The sequence below is a fragment of the Micromonospora globbae genome (assembly GCF_036184225.1).
Lineage (GTDB): Bacteria > Actinomycetota > Actinomycetes > Mycobacteriales > Micromonosporaceae > Micromonospora > Micromonospora globbae.
Map to the genome: position 1 here is coordinate 2,540,091 of NZ_CP108084.1, position 24,290 is coordinate 2,564,380.

General features: G+C 76.3%; 11 protein-coding genes. 2 read left to right on the plus strand and 9 right to left on the minus strand.

Annotated features, from left to right (window positions below):
• Positions 1 to 18 precede the first annotated feature (18 nt).
• The 7 genes from OG994_RS11205 to OG994_RS11235 form a co-directional block, all read right to left on the minus strand.
• Positions 19 to 5,487: a type I polyketide synthase gene (locus tag OG994_RS11205; protein WP_328853115.1), complete on the minus strand. Its 5,469-nt coding sequence runs from the start codon at positions 5,485 to 5,487 to the stop codon at positions 19 to 21.
• 11 nt (positions 5,488 to 5,498) lie between these two features.
• The gene (locus tag OG994_RS11210; RefSeq protein ID WP_328853116.1) at positions 5,499 to 9,014 is read right to left on the minus strand and encodes an amino acid adenylation domain-containing protein; all 3,516 of its coding nucleotides are present in this window, start codon (positions 9,012 to 9,014) and stop codon (positions 5,499 to 5,501) included.
• On the minus strand, positions 9,011 to 11,320 hold the full coding sequence (locus OG994_RS11215) for a lantibiotic dehydratase (protein ID WP_328853117.1): 2,310 nt from the start codon (positions 11,318 to 11,320) through the stop codon (positions 9,011 to 9,013). The genes OG994_RS11210 and OG994_RS11215 overlap by 4 nt, the downstream gene beginning before the upstream one ends.
• Positions 11,317 to 14,493 (minus strand): thioesterase domain-containing protein, encoded by a 3,177-nt coding sequence (locus OG994_RS11220; RefSeq protein ID WP_328853118.1) that lies wholly within the window; start codon positions 14,491 to 14,493, stop codon positions 11,317 to 11,319. The genes OG994_RS11215 and OG994_RS11220 overlap by 4 nt, the downstream gene beginning before the upstream one ends.
• Entirely contained in the window at positions 14,490 to 17,957 is a 3,468-nt protein-coding gene (locus OG994_RS11225) for an AMP-binding protein (RefSeq protein WP_328853119.1), read from the minus strand. The genes OG994_RS11220 and OG994_RS11225 overlap by 4 nt, the downstream gene beginning before the upstream one ends.
• Before the next feature lie 330 nt (positions 17,958 to 18,287).
• Entirely contained in the window at positions 18,288 to 18,692 is a 405-nt protein-coding gene (locus OG994_RS11230; RefSeq protein WP_328853120.1) for a DUF2267 domain-containing protein, read from the minus strand.
• Positions 18,693 to 18,821: 129 nt separating this feature from the next.
• A complete protein-coding gene (locus OG994_RS11235) occupies positions 18,822 to 20,129 on the minus strand; it encodes an MFS transporter (protein WP_328853121.1) in 1,308 nt (435 codons plus the stop codon).
• A gap of 48 nt (positions 20,130 to 20,177) precedes the next feature.
• Here OG994_RS11235 and OG994_RS11240 point away from each other — a divergent pair, with 48 nt between their 5' ends.
• Positions 20,178 to 21,491: an aminotransferase-like domain-containing protein gene (locus OG994_RS11240; protein WP_120330930.1), complete on the plus strand. Its 1,314-nt coding sequence runs from the start codon at positions 20,178 to 20,180 to the stop codon at positions 21,489 to 21,491.
• A gap of 297 nt (positions 21,492 to 21,788) precedes the next feature.
• On the plus strand, positions 21,789 to 22,328 hold the full coding sequence (locus OG994_RS11245; RefSeq protein WP_147427287.1) for a hypothetical protein: 540 nt from the start codon (positions 21,789 to 21,791) through the stop codon (positions 22,326 to 22,328).
• Positions 22,329 to 22,390: 62 nt separating this feature from the next.
• On the opposite strand, the gene OG994_RS11250 is transcribed toward OG994_RS11245, so the two are convergent.
• Complete coding sequence (locus tag OG994_RS11250) at positions 22,391 to 23,287, minus strand: NAD(P)-dependent oxidoreductase (protein ID WP_328853122.1); 897 nt, start codon at positions 23,285 to 23,287, stop codon at positions 22,391 to 22,393.
• Complete coding sequence (locus OG994_RS11255; protein ID WP_328853123.1) at positions 23,284 to 24,153, minus strand: NAD(P)-dependent oxidoreductase; 870 nt, start codon at positions 24,151 to 24,153, stop codon at positions 23,284 to 23,286. Before OG994_RS11255 ends, OG994_RS11250 begins: the two co-directional genes overlap by 4 nt.
• Between the last annotated feature and the right edge of the window lie 137 nt (positions 24,154 to 24,290).

Here is a 24,290-nt window from a genome sequence, read left to right on the forward strand (position 1 = left end):
ACTCCTGTCGTCTCGTGGTCAGGCGCGCGGCAGCCGCGGGATGGCGGGGATCGCCGCCGGTTCCCGTGACTCGTCGGTGGCGGGCGCGGCGGCCCGCAGTTCCCCGATGCGGGCGGCCAGGCCGGCCACCGTGGGCGTCTCGAAGAGGCTGCGCATCGGCAGCCGGACCCCGGTGGCCTTGCGCATCGCCGCGATGAGCTGCACCGCCACCAGGGAGTTGCCGCCGAGGGAGAAGAAGTCGTCGTCGACGCCGACCTCGGCCACCCCGAGGGCGTCCCGCCACACCTGGGCGATGGCGATCTCCAGCTCGGTGCTCGGCGCCGCCGAGCCGCCGCCGGTCACCGCGGGCGTGGCGGCCGGCGTGTCCGGCTCGTCCTCGAGGCTTCCGGTCGTGACCCGGCCGGCCCGGTCGCACAGGTCGGCCACCGTCCGGGTGGCGATGACGACCTGCGCGCCGAGACCGGCGGTGAGGCTGCGGCGGAACGCCTCCGCCCCGTCCACCGGCCGGATGTCCTCGCTCGGCCCGGCCGGGGTCTCCTCGGCCGGGGCCGTGGCGGCCAGTCCGCCGGTGACCGCGCCCTGATCGACGCGGCGCAGCACGAAGTCGCTGATCGCCACGAGTTCCCGGCCCGCCTCGTCCCGCAGGGTCAGGTCGGCGGCGACGACCTCGTCGGTGGCGCTGTCGCGGTGCCGCAGGTGGCTGGTGAAGCGGGCCGGCAGCGGCCCGCGCACCACGATCCGGCCGTACGACAGGGGCAGGTAGGTGCCGGAGCCCTGCCCGCGCCCGAACGCGGTCGCCACGTCGAGCAGGGCGGGGTGCAGGCCCCACGACGCCAGGTCGCCGGCGGCCTCGGCGGGCGCCTCGATCCGGGCCAGTTCCTCGCCGTCGCCGAGGTGGTGCTCGCGCAGCGCGTTCCACCGCGGTCCGAAGGTGAGCATGCTGGTCCGGCCCCGGCCGAACGAGGCGTCGTCGTCGACGCGGCGGCCCGCGACGGTCACCTCCCGGGCCGGCGGCGCCGGCTCGTCGACCCACCCGGCCGCGCCGCGCACGTGCGTGCGCAGCTGGCCGCCGGCGAGGCTGCGGACCGCGAAGTCCGTCCCGTCGTCGGTGGGGGTCAGCTCCACCCGGTACTGGGCGATGGCGCCCTCCGGCACCGCGAACGGCTCCAGGAACACCACGTCGCGCAGCTCCACGGCCGCGTCCGGGCCGGGGGCGGGCAGCGCCGCGACCACCGCGGCCCGGACCGACTCCAGGTGGGCGGTGCCGGGCACCACCGGCACGCCGCCGATGCGGTGCTCGTCGAGCACCCAGTGCGTGGTGGCGGAGACCAGCCCGTGCAGCACCGTACCCTCCGGTCCGGTGACCCGGGTGGTGAGCACCGGGTGGTCGACGGTGGTGGTGACGGTGTCCCGTCCGGCGGCCCGGAATCCGGCCGGCACGTCCGTCTCCACGGCCATGCCCACCTCGGCCCAGCCGCCCCAGTTCTGCGACAGCACGGGCGCCCGCCAGCCGCGTCCGGCGCGGGCGTGGGCGTCGAGGAACGCGTTCGCGGCGCAGTAGTCGACCTGGCCGAAGCCGCCGATCACCGAGGTGACGGACGAGCAGAGCACCACGAAGTCCAGCGGCAGGTCGCCGAAGACGCGGGCCAGCGCGAGGGTGCCGGCGAGCTTCGGGGCGAGCACCCGCTCGGCCTCGGCGCGCTCCTTGACCTCCGCCATGCCGCCGCCGGGCAGGCCGGCGGCGTGCACGATGCCGTCGATCCCGCCGTACGCCTCCTCGGCCGCGGCCCGCACTCGGCGCAGGTCGTCGGGGTCGGTGACGTCGGCGGCCAGCACCAGCACCTGGGCGCCGGCGGCCTCCATCCGGCGGATGGCGGCGATGGCCCGCCCGGCCCGGTCGGCGCTGCCGTGCACGGCGAGGTGGTCGTCCCACCGCTCGCGGGGCGGCAGGCCGGAGCGGGCCAGCAGCACGAGCCGGGCGCGGGCCCGGCGGGCGAAGTCCTCGGCGAGGGTGATGCCGATGCCGCCCAGGCCGCCGGTGATCACGTACCGGCCGCCCTCGCGCAGGGCGCCCGGCTCGCTCTCGCCCTCGATGGTGACCTGCTCGTGGTCGGCGACCCAGCGCCGGCCGCCGCGCAACGCCACCTCGGGCCGTCGCGGGTCGCGCGGCCGGCGCAGCTCGTCGACCACGGCCCGGCCGTCGTGGTCGCCGGGGTCGGCGTCGACGAGCCGGACGGCGAGCCCCGGCAGCTCGGCGGGGAGCACCCGGGTCAGTCCCGCGAGGGTGGCGTGCTCGGGCCGGGTCAGGTCGTCGCCACGGACGTCGCCGATGCCGCTCGTGACGAGGTCCAGCGTGAGGCCGTTCTCCTCCGCGGTCAGGCCGGCGCCGGCGAGTGCCTGCACGAGGTGCAGCGCGCTGAAGAAGCCCCGCTCCTGCGCCGCCCACGTGGCGGCGATGTCGGTGCCGGTCGGCGCCCCGTCGAGGGTGAGCGCGTGCACGAGCCGGGCGGGTACGCCGTCGGTGGACAGCGCCGCCACGAGGGCGTCGTGGTCCTCGCGGACGCCCGGGCGCAGCCGGTAGCCGGTCGGCGTCGCGGCGAAGGCGTCGCCGGGGCGTACCTCCACGGGGTCGGCTCCGGCGGCGCGCAGGCCGGCGATCAGCGCGTCGCCGCGCGGCCCGTCGGCGAGGACGAGGCACCGGCCGAGCGTCTCGGTGGGCGGCTGCGGCGCGGCCTGCCGCCAGACCGGTACGGCGAACCACTCCGGCAGTGGACGGGGGCCGCTCTGCGCCGCCGGCGCCCCGCCCTGCGGCTCCGGGTCGGGGTCGACCCAGTAGCGGCGCCGCTCGAACGGGTACGTGGGCAGCGGCACCCGCCGCGCCTGCGGGTCGTCGACGAGCCGCACCGGCACGCCGGCGGACCAGAGCACGGCGGCGGCGCCGAGCAGGGTGGCCAGGTCGCCGGTCGACTCGCCGGGGCCGGGGAGGCTGCCCAGCGGGGTGAGCTTGCGCTGGTCCGACGACGCCCGGGCGACCTGCATCCGGGCGAGGTTGGCCAGCTGCTTGCCGGGGCCGCACTCGACGAGCTGCCAGGTGCCCTCGCCGAGCAGGGTGGCCACGCAGTCGCCGAACCGCACGGGCCGGCGCAGGTGGGCCGCCCAGTACGCGGGGTCGGTGGCCTGCGCGTCGGTGATCCACGTGCCGGTCACGTTGGACAGGAACGGCACCGTCGGCGGGCGCAGCGTCACCGACGCCATGAGGGCGGTGAACTCGTCGAGGATCGGTTCCATCATGGGCGAGTGGAAGGCGTGCGAGGTGCGCAGCAGCTTGCACTTGCCCTTCAGCACCTCGGCGAAGGCCGCGACCGCCTCGGTCTCACCGGCCACCACGCAGGTGCCCGGGCCGTTCACCGTCGCCACGGCGAGCCCCTCGGGCAGCCGCTCGGCGACCGTCTTCTCGTCGAGCGAGACGGCGAGCATCGCACCGGCCGGCAGGGACTGCATGAGCCGGCCGCGGGCGGCGACGACCCGCAGCGCGTCGGGGAGGGTGAGCACGCCGGCCACGGTGGCGGCCACGTACTCGCCGATCGAGTGCCCGATCATCGCCGCCGGGCGCGCCCCCGCGTCCTGCCACAGGCGGGCCAGGGCGTACTCGACCACGAACAGCGCGGGCTGGGTGTAGCGGGTCTCGGTGAGCTTCTCCCCCGCCTGCGGGTCGCGGCCGAGGATCAGGTCCCGGATGTCCAGCCCCAGCTCGGGGCGGAGCAGCTCGGCGCACTCGTCGACGGTGGCGGCGAAACCGGGCTCCTCGGCGTAGAGCTGCGCGCCCATGCCGGCGTACTGGGCGCCCTGGCCGGAGAAGAGGAAGGCCAGGCGGGGTGCGCCCTCGGCCACGCCCCGCTGCACGCGCCGCGGGTTGGCCAGCGCGGCCACGGCGTCGGGCAGGTCGGTGGCCACCACGGCGGCGCGGTGCGGGTACTCCCGGCGGCCCACGCGCAGCGTGTGCGCCACGTCCGCGAGGTACTCCGGACCGGCGTCGGCGGCGCCGTCGAGGTGCGCGGCGAGCCGTTGCAGCGCGGCGTCCAGGGCCGTGGGCGTCTGCGCCGACACGTGCAGCAGCTGTGCCGGGCGCACCCGCCGGGCGGCGCCGTACGCGGCGGGCGCCTGCTCCAGCACCACGTGGGCGTTGGTGCCGCCGATGCCGAAGGAGCTGACGCCGGCCCGGCGCGGGCCGCCGTCGGTGTCCCACTTGGTGAGGGTGTTCGCCACGTAGAACGGGGTGTCGGCGAAGTCGATGGCCGGGTTCGGGGTCTCGTAGTTGATGGTGGGCGGGATCAGCCCGTGCTCCATGGCGAGCACGGTCTTGATGACGCTCACGATCCCCGACGGCTGGCTGAGGTGGCCGATGTTGGACTTCACCGAGCCGATGCCGCACCAGCCCCGGTCGTCGGTGTCCTTGGCGTACACGGCCGACAGCGCCGCCACCTCGATGGGGTCGCCCATGGCGGTGCCGGTGCCGTGCGCCTCGACGTAGCTGATGGTGCGGGGGTCGACGCCGGCCATGGCGACGGCCTGGGCGATGGCCTCCATCTGCCCGTCGATGCTCGGGGCGGTGAAGCCGACCTTGCCGGCGCCGTCGTTGTTGATGGCGTTGCCGAGAACGACGGCCCGGATCGTGTCGCCGTCGGCGATCGCGTCGGAGAGGCGCTTGAGCAGGGTCACCCCGGCGCCGCTGCCCCACACGGTGCCGTTGGCGCCGGCGTCGAACGGCCGGCACCGGCCGTCCGGCGAGGTGAAGCCGTCCATGCCCAGGTAGCCGACGTGCGGCAGCTCGATGTTCACGCCGCCGGCGAGCGCCATGTCGCACTCGCCGTTGCGCAGCGCCTCGCAGGCGAGGTGGAACGCGACCAGCGAGGTGGAGCAGGCGGTGTGCACGGTGAGGCTCGGCCCGCGCAGGTCCAGCCGGTACGACACGTTGGTCGCCACGTAGTTCGGCGAGTTGCCGGTGGCGATGGAGACGGCGCTGTGCGGGCTGCCGCCGACCCGCTTGTTGCGCAGCACGTGGCGGTGCAGGTACGTGTTGCCGCCGGTGCCCGCGTACACGCCGATCGCCCCGTCGTAGCGGGACGGGTCGTAGCCGGCGTCCTCCAGCGCGGCGTGGCACGACTCCAGGAACAGCCGGTGCTGCGGGTCGGTGATCTCCGCCTCCCGGGCGGTCATCCCGAACAGGCCGGCGTCGAACTCGTCGTACCCGTCGACGAGCGGCGCCCGGTTGACCCAGCCGGGGTCGTCCACCTCCTCGGCGGAGGCGCCCCGGGCGAGCTGCTCCTCGCGGGTGAGTTCGGTGACCGACTCCACCCCGTCGACCAGGTTGCGCCAGAACTCGTTCACGTCCGCGGCGCCGGGCAGGCGGGCGGCCATCCCGACGATCGCGATCGGCTCGATGCCGTCGCCCTCGCCGGACAGTTCGGTTGCGGTCGAATCGTCCATCACGGTGTCCTTCAGTGCGTGGTGCCGCCGGGGCGGCGGGGTGGATTACGACGGGTACGGCTGCGTCGGGCGGCGGCCCGCAGGGCCGCGCGGGCCAGCTCCGGCCGGTCGGCGGCGCCGTCCAGGCTGGCGGCGAGCGCCCGGATCGTGGGGTGGCGGAACAGGTCGAGCATCGCGATCGAGCGGCCGGTGGCGGCGGTCAACCGGGCGTGCACCTCGGCCAGGGCGAGGGAGTGCCCGCCGATGTCGAAGAAGTTGTCGGTGACGCCGACGCGGTCGCGTTCGAGCACCGCCCGCCAGATGCCGGCGATGAGTTCCTCGGTCTCGGTGAGCCCGTCGGGGCCGGCCGGCAGGACGGCGCGCGGCGGGTCGGCGGCGGCCACGGTCATGGCGCCGAGCTGGGCCACCCGGACGGTCGGCCGGGGCAGTTCGGCGGCCACGTCGCGGGCGGGCGCGTCCGGCGCGGCGGCGAGCGCGCCGACCAGGGCCGCGAGGTCGGCCAGGAGCGCGTCGATCCGCTCGCCGTCGAAGAGGTCCGGGTTGTAGACCACCTCGACGCCGACTTGTCCGGCCCGCTCGACCACGTAGACGGTGATGTCGAACGGGGATCCGGGCTTCGGCACCGGGACCGGCTCGGCGGTGAGTCCGTCGAGCGTCAGCCGGGGCGGGACGAAGTTGAGCACGTTGAACAGCACCTGCACGAGGGGCGCCCGGGACGTGTCCCGCCCGACGCCGAGGGCCTCCACGATCCGCTCCAGCGGCGCGCCGGGGTGGGTGGTCACCTCGTGCAGCTCGGCGGCGCACCGGTCGACCAGCTCGGCGAAGCTGGCCCCGCCGGTGCGTACCCGCACCGGCATCGTGTCGATGAAGAAGCCGACGACGTCGTCGAAGGCGGCCAGCCGCCGGTCCGCGACGATCGCGCCGAGCACGTGGTCGTCGCCGCCGGTGAGGCGGGACAGCAGCTCACCGAACCCGGCGAGCAGCACCGCGGCGACCGTGGTGCCGCGCCGTTCGGCGAGCGCGCGCACGGCCTGGTCGGTCGCCTCGGGCAACCGTACGGCCGCCTCGGCGCCCGCGTAGGTCTGCACGGCCGGTCGCGGGCGGTCCCGGGGCAGGTCCAGCACCGTGGGCGCGCCCTGGAGGTGGCCCGTCCACCAGGCGAGGTCGGTGTCCCCGCGGCGGCGGTCCCGCTCGGCCCGCCACACCGCGTAGTCGGCGTACGTGGCGGTGAGCGCGGACAGCCGGGGGGTTTCTCCGGCGCGGGCCTGCGCGTACGCGGCCGCGAGGTCGTCGTAGAGCAGCGCCTCGGACCAGCCGTCGAAGACCGCGTGGTGCAGCGTGACGGCCAGCACGTGCTCGTCGGCCGCCAGCCGGTAGACGGTCACCTGCCAGGGCGGCCCGGTGGCCAGGTCGAAGGCGTGTCCCGCGCCGGCGGCGAGCATCCCCGCCAGCTCGCCCTCCCGGTCGGCGCTGCCGGTCAGGTCGACCACGGGCACCGCCACGTCGGTCGGTTCCTCCCGCACCGCGTACGGCACGCCACCGGTCTGCGGGATCCGCCAGCGCAGCACGTCGTGCCGCTCGGCGACGGCCCGCAGCGCCGCGCCGAGCGCCGCGACGTCCAGCGGGCCGTGCAGCCGGTGCGCCACCGCGATGTTGTACGGCGCGCTGGAGGGGGCGAGCTGGTCGACGAACCAGAGCCGCCGCTGCGGCGGGGACAGGGTGGGCGGGTTGCCGGTGGTGAGGCCGTCCCCGTCCGTCGTCGCGGCGGAGCGCACCCGCTCGACCAGCGCCGCGAAGGTGCGTCCGGTGAAGACGTCGCGGGTGTCGACGTGCCGCCCCAGTTCGGCGCGGAGCGCGGCGACCAGCCGCATCGCGGCGATGGAGTTGCCGCCGGCGGCGAGGAAGTCGGTCTGCGGGGTGGGCGCCGCGCCGAGCAGGCGGGTCCAGATCCGCCGCACCGCCGCGTCCAGCGGCTCGTCCGGGCCGGCCGGCTCCGCGACCGGCGTCGCGTCGCGGTCGGCGGCGGCCAGGGCGCGCAGCGCCGGGCGGTCCACCTTGCCGGTGGTCGGGCTCACCGGCAGGTCGTCGAGGCGCAGCACCCGGGCCGGCAGCATGGCGGCGGTCAGCCTCGGGCCGGCGTACGCGCGCAGCCGGGCGTCGTCCGGCGCGTCGGCCGGGGTCAGGAACGCGACCAGCTCGGCGCCGGCCGCGCCGGGTACGGCCTCGACCACCACCCGGTCGACGCCGGGCAGGTCGGCGAGCACCGCCTCGACCTCGCCCAACTCGATGCGCTGGCCGCGGATCTTCACCTGCCGGTCGGCCCGGCCGAGGTAGACGATCCGCCCGTCCGGCTCCTGCCGGACCAGGTCGCCGGTGCGGTACAGCCGTGCCCCCGGCTCGCCGGAGAACGGGTCCGGCACGAACCGTTCGGCGGTCAGCGCCGGCCGGTTCAGGTAGCCGTCGGCCAGTCCGGGGCCGCCGATGAGCAGTTCACCGGTCTCCCCCGGCGGCACCGGTCGCAGGTCGGCGTCGACCACGTACGCCCGGTGGTTGGGCAGCGGCCGGCCGATCGGCACCGGGTCGCTCTCGCCCGCCGTGAGCGGGCCGCTGACCGCCAGCACGGTGGTCTCGGTGGGCCCGTAGCCGTTGAGGAAGGTCCGCCCGGGCGCCCAGCGGGCGGCCAGGTCGGCCGGCACCGCCTCGCCGCCGCACAGAATCACCCGCCAGCCGGGCAGCTCGGCCGGGTCCAGCATGGACAGGACGGTCGGCGTGATGAAGCCCCAGTTCACCTCGTGCGCGGCGATGAACCGGGCGAGGCGGACCGGGTCGGCGCGGTCCTCGGCGCCGAGCAGCTGCACCGCGCCGCCGAGCACGAGCGGCACGAAGAGGTCCATGGTGGCCGCGTCGAAGCCGAGCGAGGCGATGCCGAGGCTGCGCACCCCGGCGTCGGCGCCGCTGAGCGCGACGACCCCGTGCACGAACTCGACGACGTTGCGGTGGGTGGTGAGCACCCCCTTGGGGCGGCCCGTCGACCCCGAGGTGAACAGCACGTACGCCGGGTCGCCCGGCCGGGCCGGGCAGGGTGCGAGCGGCGCCGGGCCGGGCAGCCCGACCGCCTCGATGCCGTCCGCGTCGGCGAACTCGGTCTCCGCGGCGTCGCCGACGACCACCGACACGCCGGCGTCGGCGGCGATCTCCCGCAGCCGCCGGCGCGGGCCGCCCGGCTCCAGCGGCACGTAGCAGGCGCCGGCGAGCAGCACGCCCAGCACGGTGGCGACGAGGTCCGGGCGGCGGTGCCCGCACACACCGACCCGGCTCTGCCGGCCGACGCCCCGCGTCCGCAGCGCGGCCGCCACCCCGGCGGCCCGGTCCAGCAGTTCGCGGTAGCTGAGCCGGTCGTCCCACTGGCGCACGGCGACCGCGTCGGGGGTACGGGCCGCCTGCGCGACGATCAGCTCGGCCAGCGTCGCGTCCGGCCAGGGCAGCGGCTCGCCCTCCACGGCGCTGATGGACAGGATGTCGGTCACCCGTTCTCTCCCCGGTAGCTCTTCGGATCGGTGATCTGCAGCCGCAGCTCGCTGACGTGTCCCCGGCCCTGCGCGTCGGGCACCCAGGCGTCCTCGGGCGCCGGCAGCAGCTCGCTGACCACGACGGACACGTCCGGGCCGGTCCGGGCCGCGGCGTCGACCATCGCGCACAGCGAGTGGGCGTACAGGGGGCCGGTGAAGTCGACGTAGCAGGGCTTGACCTCGGTGCCCACCTTCACGAAGGCCCGTTCCGGCAGGCCGAGGCGCTGGCGCCACCGGCGCACCGCGAGGAACCGTTCGGCGTCGCCGCTCACGCCGGTCAGGCCGCTCTCGCCCACGGTGGTCCGCCAGGTGCGGCGGGCCACCACGAGCCGGTCGATGGTGATCCGCGGCGTGTGCGGGGCCGGCGCGACCAGCTTGAAGCTGTCCAGCAGCAGGGAGCCGAGCAGGTGCGCGAAGATCTCCACGAGCGGCCAGCGGCTCCCGTCGGGCAGCACGGCCGTCAGCTCCGCGCCGTCGCGGTCGACCCGCACCTCGGTGGCGGCCACGAGCCGGTCCACGTCCGCGCCGCGGGCGGTGTCGATGCCGAACTGCCGGTCGGCCGGCCCCACCGAGGCGTACGTGGTCCGGGTGGTGACCCGGGGGAAGCCCTCCGGGTAGAGCACGCGCGCCCGGGCCGGTCCGAGGTCGGTGTCCAGGCCGGCGCGCAGCGCCGCCGGGTCGGGGTGGAACGGCGCGAAGACCGCGCTGTCGAACGGCGTGGTGGCCGGGTGCATCTCGCCGAGGACGAGCAGGAACTCGCCCCGGTTGAGGGCGGCCACGTCGGCGGCGCTGATCTGCACGTCCGGGTTGTGGATCCGCGCCGACGGCCAGCCGGGCGCGGTCGCCGGGAAGAGGGCGTCGACCCGCTCGGCCAGGTCGGCGCTGCGCAGCCGGACCTCGGTCTGCCCGGCGTCGACCCGGTCGAGACCGAACAGTTCCGCCCAGCGGGCGGTGAACTGCGTGCTCGCGCCGGCGAGCGGACCGTCGGCCGCGAGCAGCAGACCCTGGGCCAGCGACCACACGTCGGCGAGCCGGACCGGGCCGTCGTCGCGCAGTTCGGCGTACAGGTCGTCGAGCAGCCGCCGCAGGGCCGTGCCGATCTCGGCGGTGAGCCAGCGCGCCGCCCGCAGGACGATGGCCAGCGGCGGCGCGAGCGCGTCCAGCACCGCCGACCCGATGGTGAGGTCGAGGTCGCGGACGGTCTCCTCGTAGAGCACCGTGCGGCCCACGTACATCTGCCCGCGGTGCCGGGTCGCCGGCCGCCCGGTCACCGCGGTGAACTCGCTGTTGAGCGCGGCGAGGGCGGTGGCCAGCCGGTCGGGGTCGCCGGCCGCCGCCGCGACCGCGTCGCGGGCCGCGCAGAGCCGGTCGAACCCGGCGGTCACCTCGGCCCGCACCGCGGGATCGCCGATGGCGGCGAGCCGCTCGCGCAGCGCCCGCTCGGCCCAGGGGCTGATCGGCAGCGCCGCGTCCCAGGTGAGCAGGGACCGCTCCACGAGCCGGTCGAGCAGGAGGAACCCGTCGGCCGCGGAGCGCAACCCGCTGTCGGGGTGGGCGCGGGCGCGCGCGACGACCGCCTCGGCCGGGGTGCGTCCGTCGCAGTACGACAGCAGCCGCGCCTCGGCCGCGGTGAGGTCCACGGGCGGGTGCAGCGGGCGGCGCAACTGCCGGCCCGCGACGCTGAGGTGCGGCGGGAGGGCCGGCGCCCACCAGCGGCGCACCGCCAGGTCGTCGGCGAGCCGGTCGGCGTACGCGATCAGCGCCCACGCCTCGAAGCGCACCTCGCGCCGGGACACCAGCGCCGGTCCGGGGCGCACCCGGGTCCGCGGATCGTCGGGGTCGAAGCGGGCCCAGCAGACCGGCCCGAAGAAGCCGATCGTCTCGGCCTTGCCGCAGTAGCGCTGCCAGTACCGCAGCAGGGTGGACTCCCGCTTGCGGCGACGCCAGTTGCGGGCCGCCGGGTCGGTGCGGACCAGCCCGTCGAGCGCGACGAGCATGTCCGGGTTCTGCCAGGTGACCGCCTCGCGCAGCAGCGGGTCCGCGGCGATCCGGTTCGCCTGGCCGGAGGCGTCGAGCTGCGCGGCGGCGAACGCCTTGTCGAACAGGTCCCGGCTGCCGCCGCCGGCCAGCAGCGCGTCCGCCTCGGCCGCCGCCTCGGGGGCGGCGAACGCGGCCAGCCCGGCCGCCGGGAACCCGGCGGTCCGCAGCACGACGTCCCGCCACACCCACCAGCCGGTGTCGCTCAGGGGGATCCGGTGGCTCACCGGGCCACCTCCACGGCGTCGTCCACGATGTGCAGGCGCAGCTCGCTGAAGTAGCGCCGCCCCTGCGCGTCGGGCACCCAGGCGTCGTCCGGGCCCGGCAGCATCTCGCTGACCACCAGCGACACGTCGTCGCCGCGGTCGCCGCGGGCGGCGCGGACCATGGCGCAGAACATGTTGGCGAACGCCGGGCTGCTGAGGTCCACGAAGCAGGGCTTGGTCTCGGTGCCGAGCTTCACGTACACCTGCTCGGGCAGGCCGAGCCGGCGGCGCCAGGCGCGGACGGCGAGGAACCGCTCCCGCTCCCCGGTCACCGTGCCCAGGCCGCTCTCCCCCACCGTGGTACGCCAGGTCTGCCGGGCCACCACGAGCCGGTCGAGCGTGATCCGCGGCGTGTACGGGGCGGCGGCCACCAGCTTGAACCCGTCGACGGCGTGCGCGGCGAGCAGCCCGGCGAAGATCTCGGTCAGCGGCCAGCGCTGTCCGTCCGGGGCGGTCGCCACGAGCCGGCCGGCCTCGTCGGTGACGGTCAGCGCCACCGTCGGCAGCGCGCGCTGCGGGTCCGCGCCCGGCGCCGGGGCGAAGGCGAGCTGCCGGTCCGTCGGGCCGATCAGCGCCTCGGCGACGCGGCTGGTGCGGCGGGGCCAGTCGGTTGGGAAGAGCAGCCGGATGCGCCGCTCGCCGAGGTCCGCGGCGAGCGCCGCGCGGAGGCGTTCCACGTCGGGGTGCGACGGCGTGAACACCTGGCAGTCGAAGGACGGCCAGGCGGCGTGCAGTTCGCCGAGGACGACCGTGTAGTCGCCCCGGGCCAGCGCCTCCGCGTCGGCGGCGCAGATCTGCAGGTCGGGGCTGTGCAGCCGGGCGTTGCTCCACTCCGGGCGCACGGTGGGGAAGGCCTCGGCGACCCGTGCGGCGAGGTCGTCCGCGCGCAGCCGCACCTCGGTCGTGCCCGGCGGCAGCGCGTCGAGCCCGAACAGCCCCGCCCACCGGCCGGCGAACTCCGCGGCGACCGCGTCGACCGGGCGCTCACCGTCGCCCCAGAACATGCCCTGGGTCAGGAACCACAGATCGGACAGGGCCACCGGCCCGTCGCCCGTCTCGGCGCGCAGCTCCTCGTAGAGCTCCCGGAAGACCGCGCCGTACGCCTCCTCCAGCGCGCCGGCGAGCCAGCGGGCGGCCTGCAGCAGCACGCCCATCGGCGCGGCGATCCCGTCCAGCAGCGACGCGCCGAAGACCACGTCGAGGTCGCGGGCGGTGTCCTCGTAGCAGAGGGTGCGGCCCGCGTACATCTGCCCCTCGCGGCGGCGCGGCGGCAGGCCGGTCAGCGCCGTGAACGTCTCGTCGAGCGCGTCCAGCGCGGCGCGCAGCCGGTCCGGGTCGCCGGCCGCCGCGGCGACGGCGTCGCGGGCCGCCACGAGCCGGTCGAAGCCGGCGCGCGCCGACTTGCGGGCCGCCGCGTCGCCGATGGTGTCGATCCGCTCCCGCAGCACGTCCTCGGCGGCCGGGCTGACCGGCAGGCCGGCGTCCCAGGTGACGAGGTCCCGCTCGACGAGGCGGTCGAGCAGCGCGTACCCGTCCTCGGGGCGGCGCAGCCCGACCGCCGGGTCGGCGACGAGGTCCCGGGCGGGCCGGCGGCCGTCGGCCGCGGCGAGCAGCGCGGCCTCCACCGGGGACAGGGACACCGGCGGGCGGCCGGGCCGCAGCACCGTCCGGTCGACGAGGCGCAGGTGCGGGGCCAGTACGGGCGGCCACCAGGCCCGTACGGCCAGGTCCTGGCCGATGTGGTCGGCGTACGCGGCGAGCGCCCACGACTCGAACCACACCCAGCGGCGGCGGGTGAGGGTCGGGCCGGGACGGACCTCGGCGGCCACCGGACTGGTCGGGTCCAGCGTGGCCCAGCAGCTGGGGCCGAAGAAGCCGACGGTCTCGTTCTTGCCGCAGTAGCGCTGCCAGTACTTGAGCAGGGCCCGTTCCCGGTCGCGGCGGCGCACGTTGCGGGGCGCGTCCGGGCCGCCGCGGCGCAGGCCGTCGAGGGCGAGCAGGGCGTTGCGGTTCTGCCAGGTGACCGCCTCGCGCAGCAGCGGGTCACCGGCCAGCTCGACGAGCCGGCGGCCGGTCGCCGCGAGGGCCTCGGCGAACTCCTTGTCGAACTGCTCGGCGCCGGCGCCGGTGGCCAGCATCTCGTCGGCGGCCGCCGCGGCCTGCGGGGCGCTGAGCAGGGTGAGGCCGTCGGCGGGGAAGCCGGTGGTGCGCAGGATGGCGTCCCGCCAGACCGACCAGCCGGTGTTCCCCAGCGGCACCCGGTGCCCGGCCGCGCCGACCGCGCCGCCCGTCGGCTGGGCGGCGCCCGCGGCGGTCGCCGGCGGCAGCGGGGCGCGCGCGGCGGTGTCCGCCGGTGCGGCGGCGGTCGCCGGTGCGACGGCGGTCGCCGCGGCCGGCGGCTGGGCGAGGGCCGCGTCGAGGTCGGCGCGGATCACGGACAGCAGCTCGTCCAGCGCGTCGTGCAGGAAGAAGTGCCCGCCGTCGATCTCGTGCAGGGTGAACCCGGCGGCGGTGTGCTCGCGCCACGCCTCGCTGTGCGCGCGGGTCACCGCCCGGTCGTGCCGGCCGCTGAACGCCACGATGGGCACGGGCAGCGGCTCGCCGGGCACGTACCGGTAGCTGTCCACCCGGCCGAAGTCGGCGCGCAGCAGCGGAAGCAGCAGCTCCACCAGCTCGGGGTGCTCGAGCACCTCGGCCGGAAGGCCGCCGCCCTCGCCGAGACGGCGCAGCAGCTCGTCGTCGTCCACGGTGGACAGGCCGTCGAAGAGGCTCGGCGCCGTCACGTGCGGGGCCCGTGCCCCGCCGACGTAGAGCCGCAGCGGCAGCGGGCACCCCTCGCGGCGCAGCTCGCGCACCACCTCGAAGCCGAGCCGGCCGCCCATCGAGTGGCCGTACAGGGCGTAGGGGCCGGTGGCCCGCTCGGCGACGGCCCGGGCGACGTCGGCCACCTGGAACCGCGGGTCCTCGGTGATCCGGTTCTCCCGGCCGGGCAACTGCACCGGCAGCACCTCGACGCCCGGGCCGAGGCCGCCCTGCCAGTGCCGGAACGCGCTGGCGCCGGCGCCGGCGTACGGCAGGCAGAACAGCTGCACCGGGGCCGGGTCACGGCCACCGGCGGAGACGAACCAGTTCACCGCGTGCCTTTCTGAGGGGGGTCGATCCAGTACCGCTGCCGCTGGAACGGGTAGGTGGGCAGCCCGGTGCGCCGCACCGCGCCCTCGGGGTGCAGCACCGTCCAGTCCACGTCCCGGCCGGCCACCCAGGCGGCAGCCAGCTCGCGCAGCTCGCCCGGCTCGCCGGCGACCGGGACGCCGGTGTCCAGCAGCTCGTCGAGGGCGGCCAGCGCACCGGGCAGGTCGGCGGCGACCACCGCGGCGCGGCAGGCGAACGCCCGCCGGCCGAGGGCCAGGGTGGCGGCCACCTCGGCGAGCGCCGGGGCCGCGCCGGCGAGGTGGCGCCGCAGCCGGCGCAGCGCCTCCGCCAGCGCCGCCGGGGTCCGCGCGGAGACCGGCAGCAGGTGCGCGGCGGGCGCCGGCGCGTCGACCGGCTCGGCCGGGGGCGGCTGCTCGACGATCACGTGGGCGTTGGTGCCGCCGAGCCCGAACGAGCTGACCCCGGCGACCCGGCGCGGCGCCTCCGGCCAGTCCCGCACCTTCGTGGGCACGTAGAACGGACCGGCCGCGAGGTCGATCTCCGGGTGCGGGCGGGTGAAGTGCAGGTTCGGCGGGATCACGCCGTGCTGCACGGCGAGGACCGCCTTGATGAGGCTGGCGATCCCGGCGCCGGCGTCCAGGTGCCCGATGTTGGTCTTGACCGAGCCGAGGGCGCAGCTGTCGGCCGGGCCGCCCGCGTACACCTCGTGCAGCGCCGCCACCTCGATGGCGTCGCCGAGCGGCGTGCCGCTGCCGTGGGCCTCGACGAACCGGACCTCGCCGGGCGCGACCTCGGCGGCGGCGAGCGCGTTCGCCACCGCGGCGGCCTGTCCGGCGGGGCCGGGCACGGCGAAGCCCGCCCGGTCGGGGCCGTCGTTGGTCACGGCCCAGCCGGGCAGGACCGCGTAGACGCGGTCGCCGTCGGCCTGCGCGTCGGCGAGCCGGCGCAGCGCGACCACGCCCACGCCGGAGCCGAAGCCGGAGCCGCTGGCGGCCTCGTCGAAGGCGCGGCACCGCCCGTCCGGCGAGGCGAGACCGCCGGGGGTGTGGCGGTACCGGGGCCAGGTGACGTTCACGCCGCCGGCGAGGGCGATGTCGCACTGGTAGTCGGCGAGGCTCTGCGCGGCGAGGCAGACGGCGACCAGCGAGCTGGAGCAGGCGCTCTGCACGGCGACCGCCGGGCCGGTCAGCCCCAGCCGGTACGCCACCTGCCCGGGCAGGTGGTCGGTGAACTGCCGGCCGATGAGCCGGGCCTCCCAGTCGTCCGGGTCCACGTCGCCCACGACGGCCGGGTTGTCCATGAGGTGGAACAGGAAGTACCGGTTGGCCGAGGTGGCGGAGAAGACCCCGACGAGGCCGGGGAAGCGCGACGGGTCGTGGCCGGCGTCCTCCAGCGCCTCCCAGGCCGTCTCCAGGAACAGCCGGTGCTGCGGGTCGGTCCGCGCCGCCTCCTGCTCGGCGAAGGAGAAGAACTCGGCGTCGAAGTCGGCGACGCCGTCGAGCCGGCCGGCGGCCCGCACGTGCCGCGGGTCGGCGCGCAGCGTCGGTCCGATCCCGAGCGCGGCCAGCTCGGCGTCGGTGTGGTCGTGGATGGAGTCGACCCCGGCGCAGAGGTTCCACCAGAAGGTGGCCACGTCGGGCGCGCCCGGGAACCGGCCGGCGAGGCCCACCACGGCGATCTCGTCGCCGGTGTACTCGCGGGCCGCCACCGAGGGCGCGGGCGGGGCGGCGAGGGCCGGGGCGGGGGCGCGGTCGGCCGGCGGGTCGTCGAGCAGCCGCGCCTGCGCGGCCACGGTCGGGTGGTCGAACAGGCGCAGCATCGGCAGCCGCACCCCGAAGCGCTGGGCGAGTCGCTGCTGCACCTGGCCCAGGAGCAGGGACTGCCCGCCGACGTCGAAGAAGTTGTCGGTGCGTCCGACGGCGTCGCGGCCGAGCACGGCGCACCAAATGTCGTGCACGGCCCGCTCGGTGGGCGTACGGGGCTCCGCTCCGGGCGGCACCCGGCGGTCGGGGTCCGGCAGCGCGCGTTCGTCGACCTTGCCGGTCACCGTGAGCGGGAACTCGTCGATCGGCACGACGGCGCGCGGCACCGCGTACTCGGGCAGCTGGTCGGCGAGCGAGGCGCGCAGGGCGGCCGGGTCCAGCGGGCCGGCGGCGGGGCGGACGTAGGCCAGCAGTTCGCCGTCGCGGGCGATGGCCCGGGCCGCGGCGACGCCCGGCTCGGCGGCGAGGACGGCCTCGATCTCGGTCAGCTCGATCCGGAAGCCGCGCACCTTGACCTGCCGGTCGAGCCGGCCGAGGCAGCGCAGTTCGCCGGTGGGCAGCCGCTCGCCGAGGTCGCCCGTCCGGTACGCCGGCACCCCGTCGGGGTCGGTGGTGAACCGGTCGCTGTCCCGGTCGAGGTAGCCGGGGGCGAGGTGGACGCTGCGCACCACGATCTCGCCGTCGTCGGCGAGGCGCAGCTGGTAGCCGGGCAGCGCGGTGCCGATGGGCAGCGGGCCGGTGGCCGCCGGGTCGGCCTCGGCCAGGGGCGTCACGTACCGGGCCGCGAACGTCATCTCCGTCGCGCCGTAGCCGTTGACGAGCACGCATCCGGGGGCGAACCGGCCACGGCCGCGGGCGACGTCGGCCCACGTGGCCTGCTCGCCACCGAGCAGCACGACGCGTACCCGGTCCAGCCGTTCGACGCCGGGGGTGTCCAGGAGGAACCGGTAGACGGTCGGGGTCGAGTGGTAGACGGTGACGCCGTGACGGGCGAGCTGGTCGACGGCGTGTGCCAGCCCGTGCCGGCGCAGGTCGACGGGGATCACGGCGGCGCCGGTGAGCAGGGCCGGGTAGAGGTCGGGGATGGCCGCGTCGAAGCTGAACGAGGCGAGCAGGCTGAGCCGGTCGGCCGGGCCGATGTCGAGCGTGTCGATCTGGTTGCGGACGACGTGCAGGAGGTTGCGGTGGGTCTGGCCGACCGCCTTGGGCAGGCCCGTCGAGCCGGAGGTGAACAGCACGTACGCCAGCGCGTCGGGGTCGACCGGTCGCGGGCGCAGCGGCGCCGGGTCGGGGTCGTCCACGACGAGGACCGTGGTGCCGTCGACGTCCAGCGCGCGGGCCAGCTCCTCGTGCTCGGATTTACACAGGACGGTGCGTACGCCGGCGGCGGCGAGCATGTGCCGCAGTCGCCGGCGGGGGAAGCCCGGGTCCAGCGGCACGTACGCGCACCCGGCCGCGAGCGTGCCGAGGATCGCGGCGATGGTCGGGGCCCCGTGCGCGGTGAGCAGCGCGACCCGGTCGCCCGGCCGGGCGCCGGCGGCCGTGAGCGCGTCGGCGTACCCACCGGCAAGGCCGGCCAGTTCGGCGTAGCTGAACCGTCGGGTCTCGCCGAGGACGGCGGGCTGCTCGGGGCAGGCGGCGGCGACATCGCCGAAGCGATGGATCAGGGTGTCGTTCGCCATCTCAGGACGCGGTGTGCGCTCCACAGAGGACGGACGCGCAGCCTTGGACAAGCGTGATCATGATCCCCCCCAGGACTTCACAATGGAAGCAGCATAAGTCTCGATACCTGGGTGAAAAGATCGTCGATGACAGTCCGGCCGAAGAGCCGACCGGAGCCTCAGACGAGGGACGGAGGAAATAGTCCGATCATCCCCCTAGCGCGTTGAGGAGTTACCGCGTAGAGGAGGCGAGGCGAATATTTTTGCGGTCAACTACCGCTACTGACCGGAAACTTTCCGGAAACTCGCCGGATGTCGGACCTTGGACAGCTTGCCGCACCTGGTCCCTGATCAGCCATCGTACGACGGCGGGCGAGGGGCCACTCCGCCGTCCCCGGCGCGCGGCAGCCGCGCCACCATCTCCCGGAACTCGGCGACCGTCACCGCCTCCCGGAGGGTCGCGAACACGGCGCCGGTCCCGATGCGCGCCGTCGCGTCGTCCACCCCGGCCCGCTCCCCCACCCGCCGCAGGAACTCGCCGGGCCCGGTCGGGGAACCGCCCGCCGCCGCACCGGGAGTGTCCCGGTTCAGGTAGCCGTCCACCTCGTCCGGCAGGTGCCCGGCGAGGTCGTCCGCCGGCCCGCCGCTGACGCGCTCGGCCATCGTCTGCAACACGGCGCGGGCGACGGTGGCGGCCTGCTCCGGCGGAAGCCCGGACCGCCGGGACACCGCGTCGATGAAGCGGGGAAACCGCACGCCGCCCCTCCCTCGTCCGGCACCGCGCTTACCCCGCGCCGGGCAGCGCAAACGACACCGCGCAGCACCCCGCTCCCGGCCGAGGCCGCCCAGCCCGTACGCGTCCCCTCCCGGCCGGAAGCGCCCGGCTCAGGCACGGACGGCCCCCGCGTCGGTCACCTCCCGGCCCGCCGGGTCGGTCGGCGGCTGCGGGAACCGGGCGGTGCGCCACACCGGCGACGCGAGGGTGAGCAGCGCCGCGGCGGCCATGCCGGCGGACGCCAGGGCCAGGTAGCCCGGGGCCCCGAGCAGCCCGGTCACCGCACCGCCGAGGGCGGCGCCGAGCGGCATGGCGCCCCAGATGACGAACCGGCTGGTGGCGGTCATCCGCGACAGCATCGCCGGCGGCGTCGCCGCCTGCCGGAGGCTGACCGCGTTGACGTTGTAGAGGCCGCTGGCGAACGCGCCGACGGCCAGCCCCGCGGCGATCCAGACCGGCTGCGCCAACAGGACCAGCGCGGCGCCGCCCTGCAGTGCCGCCGCGCCGGTGATCGCGCGGCCGAGGCCGACCCGGTCCCGCAGTGGCCGGGCCACCGCCGCGCCGAGCACGTAGCCCACGTTCGCGCCGGCCACCAGCAGCCCGACCGTCGCGGCGGGCAGCCGCAGGTCGCGCACCGCGTACACCATCAGCATGGCCAGGAATCCGGCGTGCCAGAGGTTGGTGAGCCCCGAGCAGAGCGTGAGCGCGCGGACCACCGGTTGCCGCAGGACGAAGTGGACGCCGCCGGCGGCGTCGCGCCAGACCCCGGCGCGGCCGGCGCGGGAGCGGGCCAGCCGGGGCGTACGCGCCAGGAACAACGCCGAGGCGACGAAGCTGGCCACGTCGACCAGGAGGGCGGCAGGCGCACCGAGCGCGCCGACCAGCACCCCGGCCACGCCGGGCCCGGCGGTCTGGCCGACCGCCCGTGCCGCCTCCAGCCGCGCGTTGGCGTCGGCCAGCCGACCGGGCGGCACGACGGCCGGCACGGCGGCGAAGTACGCCACGTCGAACAGCACCGTCGCCGCCCCGGCGAGCAGCGCCACGAGCACCAGGTGGGTCAGGGTGAGCAGCCCGGCGGCCCAGGCCAGCGGCACGCTGGCCAGCAGCGCCGCCCGGACCAGGTCCGCCACGACCAGGACCGCCCGGCGGGGCAGCCGGTCGACGATCGCGCCGGCCGGGATGCCGAGCAGCAGGTACGGGGCGGTGCTCGCGGCGGTGAGCGCGGCCACCCCGGCGGCGCCGGAGCCGAGCACCGTCAGGGCGGCCAGCGGGAGCGCGACGGCGGTGACGTGGGTTCCGAGCGTGCTCACCGCGTCGGAGAGCCAGAGACGGCGGAAGGTGGCGTGCCGCCACAGGTCGAGGGACATGAGGGCAGCCTCGCCGGCCCGCCGCGGGAACCCGGCGACGGCGATTGTCACGGTGACAATCCGGTGAGCGGCGAGCACCCCGGCGGCTAGATTGTCACGGTGACAATCTGGGAGCCCCCCGCGCCGCCGACCGGCGTCCCCCGCTACCTCGCCCTCGCCGACGCGATCGGCGCGGACATCGCCGCCGGCCGGCTCAGGCCCGGCGAGCGGCTGCCGCCGCAGCGGGAACTGGCCCGGCGGCTCGGGGTGACCGTCGCCACCGTGGGACGGGCCTACCAGGTCGCCGTCCGGCGCGGGCTACTCACCGGGGAGGTCGGCCGCGGGACGTTCGTGGCGCCGGCCCCGTCCCGGCCGGCCGCCCCGGGCGCTGCCCTGCTCGACCTCGCCACGGTGCACCCGCCCGGCCACGGGGCGGTGCACCGGGCGGTGGCGCCGGTGCTGCACCGCATCGCCGCCGACCCGCTCGCGGTCAGCGGCGAGGACGCCGACGCCGTACGGCACCGCATCGCCGGCGCCCGCTGGCTGGCGTACGGCGACTGGCGCCCCGACCCCGCGCACGTCGAGGTGACCGCCGGCGGCCAGCACGGGCTCGCCGCGGCCCTCGCAACGCTGGCACAGCCCCGGCACGTCGTGGTCACCACCGAGCTGACCAACCCGGGGCTGCTCGCGGCGGCCCGGTTGCTCCGCGTCGAACTGGCCACGGTGCCCAGCGACGAGTGGGGGCCCCGACCGGACGCCGTCGACCGGATCTGCGCCCGGCGTCGGGTGGCGGCCCTGCACCTGCATCCCACCCTGCACAACCCGACCGTGGTCACCATGCCCGCCCGGCGTCGGCAGGAGATCGCGGCGGTGGCCGCCGCCCACGACCTGCCCGTCATCGAGGAAGACCCCTTCGGGGCGCTGCTGCCGGACCGGCCGCCACCGGTGGCCGCGCTGCACCCGCGCACCGTGCTGCTCGGCGGCATCACCAAGACCCTGGCGCCGGGACTGCGGATCGGCTACCGGTACGCCCCACCGTCGCTCGCCGCCCCGCTGAGCGCCGCCGCCCGGGCACTGGCCTGGGCGCCCGCCCCGCTGGTCGCCGAGGTGGCCACCCAGCTCGTGCTCGGGGGCGCCGCCGTCCCGCTCGCCGCGGCGCGGGCCGCCGAGCTGGCCGCCCGCGCCGCGCTCGCCCGGGACCTGCTCGGGGACCGGGTGTACGCGCCCGGGCCGGCCCCGTTCGCCTGGATACGCCTCGACGGCGACGGTGGGCAGGTTGCCGAGCGGGCCCGGCGCCGCGGTCTCGCGGTGGCCGGCACGGCGGAGTTCGCGGCCCGGCGCAGCGCGCCGGCCGGGCTGCGGGTCAGCCTCAGCGCCGACGACGCGAGCGTCCGCACGGCGCTGCACGCCCTCGCCCGGCTGCTCGGCGGCTGAGCAGGCGGGCGGCGTCCGGCGGCGACTGCGGCCCGGCCGGTGGTCGCCCCCAACCGTCCGAAGTCGTCCCAACAGGCGATGCACCACCGGCGCAGGGTTGGTTACGCTGTGTGTTGGGTGGCCACCCAGCCAAACTCAGCCGATACCAGGGGCCGGCGCGCGCCGGATCAGCCAGACGTGCACGCCCCTGAGGTTCCACATGGGGGTTTCGCCGCCGCCCATCGACGACGAGAGGCTGTGCGCGTGTGCCGCGCCCCGGCCGGCGACCCCGCCCGACCATCGCACGAGGAGTTCGCGATGACGAAGAAGGCCCTCTCGATCGCCAGCGCTGCCGCGCTTCTGCTGGGGTTCCTCGCGGTCGCTCAGCCCGCGTCGGCGTCCACGCTCATCTCGGTCACCTGCACCGGCACGAACGTCATCAACTACAGCCCGGGGCTCACCAACACGCCTCAGACGGTGACGATCAGCGGGCAGGACACGGCCGTGGCGTGCGTCGACCTCGCCCGGCCGCTCACCCAGCTGTCGTTCGTCGCACCGTTCTCGGGAACGTTCACGACGTCGTGCACCGCACTGCTCGCCGGCGGCACCGGCACACAGACGTTCCACTGGAACACCGGCGAGACCAGCAACTGGAACTGGACGCTCCGGTTCTCCAACACCGTCAACGGCCAGCTGCTGGCCATCGCCGACGGGCCCATCACGTCGGGCCTGTACGCCGGTGCGCAGGTGCGGCAGGTCATCACCGAGACCACCGGCGACCAGACGGCCTGTTTCACGCCGGAGGGCATGACCCAGAACGGCGGACCGTCCAACTGGGTGATCACCAATCTGCTGTAGCCGCCGGTCGGTGACGCCGGCGGCCGGGCGGGGAGGTTCCGCCCGGCCGCCGCGCGTCCGGCTCAGGGTCGCGCCCTGACCACCTCGAAGAGGGCCGTCCAGTTCCGGTCGCCGTGCCCGGCGGCGATCGCCCGGTCGTAGTACGACTTCACGGCGTCCGGCAGCGCGAGGTCGACGCCGGCCCGCTGGCTCGTACGCACGATGTGGTCCGCCGTGGCGCCCATCATCCGGGCGGTGCTCAGGTGGCCCGGGTGTTCACCGGCCTCCAGCTCGCGAGCCAGCTCCCGCCCGTCGCCGATCATCGCGGGGATGTCGGTGAGCAGGTCGAGCGCGCCGGGCAGGAAGTCGCCGGCCGGCACGCCGGCCGCCGTGACGAGGGCCGTGGCGTGCAGGAGGCTCGCCAGGGCGGTGAGGAACACGTCGAGGTGGGCCTGGTAGAACAGCTGCGCCAGCCCGGGGTCCTCCCCGAGGTACGCGGGGCGCCCGATCGGGCGCAGCACCGGCTCGTGCGCGTCGAACACCGCCTTCGGGCCGCTGTAGAACACGTGGGCGGCGGGGGTGCCGACCGCGGGCGCGGGCACCATCACGCCGCCCGTCACGAAGTCGGCGCCGTGTCCGGCGGCCCACTCGGCGGCGGCCCGAGAGGCGTCGGGCGTGTCGGAGCTCAGGTTCACCAGGACCCGGCCGGCGAGGACCCGGCGTGGGTCGTCCACGACCGGGCCGAGGATGTCGTACATCGCCGGATAGTCGGTGAGGCTGAGGATGACCACGTCGCTGGCGGCCACGGCGTCCGCCGGCGTGTCGGCCCGGGTGGCGCCCGCGGCGACGAGGTCGTCGGCGCGGGAGGGCGTGCGGTTCCACACCGTGACGGGGTGCCCGGCGCGCATCAGGGTCGCGGCCATGGCCTGGCCCATCGGGCCCAGACCGATGACGGTGACAGGGGTACGGGTGGCGCTCACCGGGCGCTCCTCAGCTCCTCGACGATGCGGGCGGTGCCGTGCTCGCCGTACCCGGCGGCGATCTGCCGGGTGACGATGTCGTGCACGGGTTTGAGCACCTCCCCGTTGACGCCCTGCTCGGCCGTGGCGCGCAGCAGGGCCGCCAGGGCGGCCTCGGTGAACCGCAGGCTCTGCTGCCCGGCGCCGGTGTAGTCCTTGGCGTCGACCGTTGCGGCGAGACCGGCGAGCTGGCCGGTCATGGCGGCGAGGAAGGGCGCCTGCCGCGCGGTGAACTCCGTCGCCGACACACCCTCGGAGCCGACCATCGCCGCGCCGTGCAGGAAGCCGGCGAACATCGTGTACATGCCGACGAGCATGGCCATGTCGTGCAGCGGTGCCAGGCCGGCGTCCGTCCCGACGAAGCTGCTGGTGCCCCACAGGTCCAGCAGCGCGCGGTGGCGGGTGAACGCGGCGTCCGATCCGCTGTACAGGATCGCCGCGCCCGGCTGGCCGATCGTCTCCGGGACGGCCATGATGGCGCCGTCGAGGTAGGTGGCGCCGTGCTGGGCGGTCCAGGTGGCGAGTTCGCGGGACTCGTTCGGGGTCGTGGTGGTCAGGTTGACGACCGTACGCCCGGACAGCTCGGCGGCGACGGGGTCGAGTACGGCGTGCACGGACCGGTGGTCGAACAGGCAGACGACGATCACGCCGTCACCGGCGACGGCCTCGGCGACGGTCGCCGCGACGGCGGCGCCGCGCGCGGCGAGGTCGTGCGTCCGCTGCGGGGTGCGGTTCCAGACGACGGCGGGTCGGCCGGCGTCGAGGGCCGCGGTCGCGAGCGCGGTGCCCATCGCTCCCAGTCCCAGGAACGTGGTGCTGGTGGTCATCGGATTTCCTCTGCTGTGGTCGGTGAGGTGACGGGCGCGCCGATGACCATGCTTCCCGGGTACCGTCGGAGCGACAAGTACCCACTAATTTGTTCAATACTTACCTCCAGGTAAGTGAGGACGGGACACCGTTGGAG

What these genes read in the sequence shown, in the direction of transcription:
- OG994_RS11255 (WP_328853123.1), bottom strand. Translation starts at nt 24,153, where the DNA reads ATGACCACCAGCACCACGTTCCTGGGACTGGGAGCGATGGGCACCGCG.
- OG994_RS11245 (WP_147427287.1), top strand. Translation starts at nt 21,789, where the DNA reads ATGACGAAGAAGGCCCTCTCGATCGCCAGCGCTGCCGCGCTTCTGCTG.
- OG994_RS11205 (WP_328853115.1), bottom strand. Translation starts at nt 5,487, where the DNA reads ATGGACGATTCGACCGCAACCGAACTGTCCGGCGAGGGCGACGGCATC.
- OG994_RS11225 (WP_328853119.1), bottom strand. Translation starts at nt 17,957, where the DNA reads ATGGCGAACGACACCCTGATCCATCGCTTCGGCGATGTCGCCGCCGCC.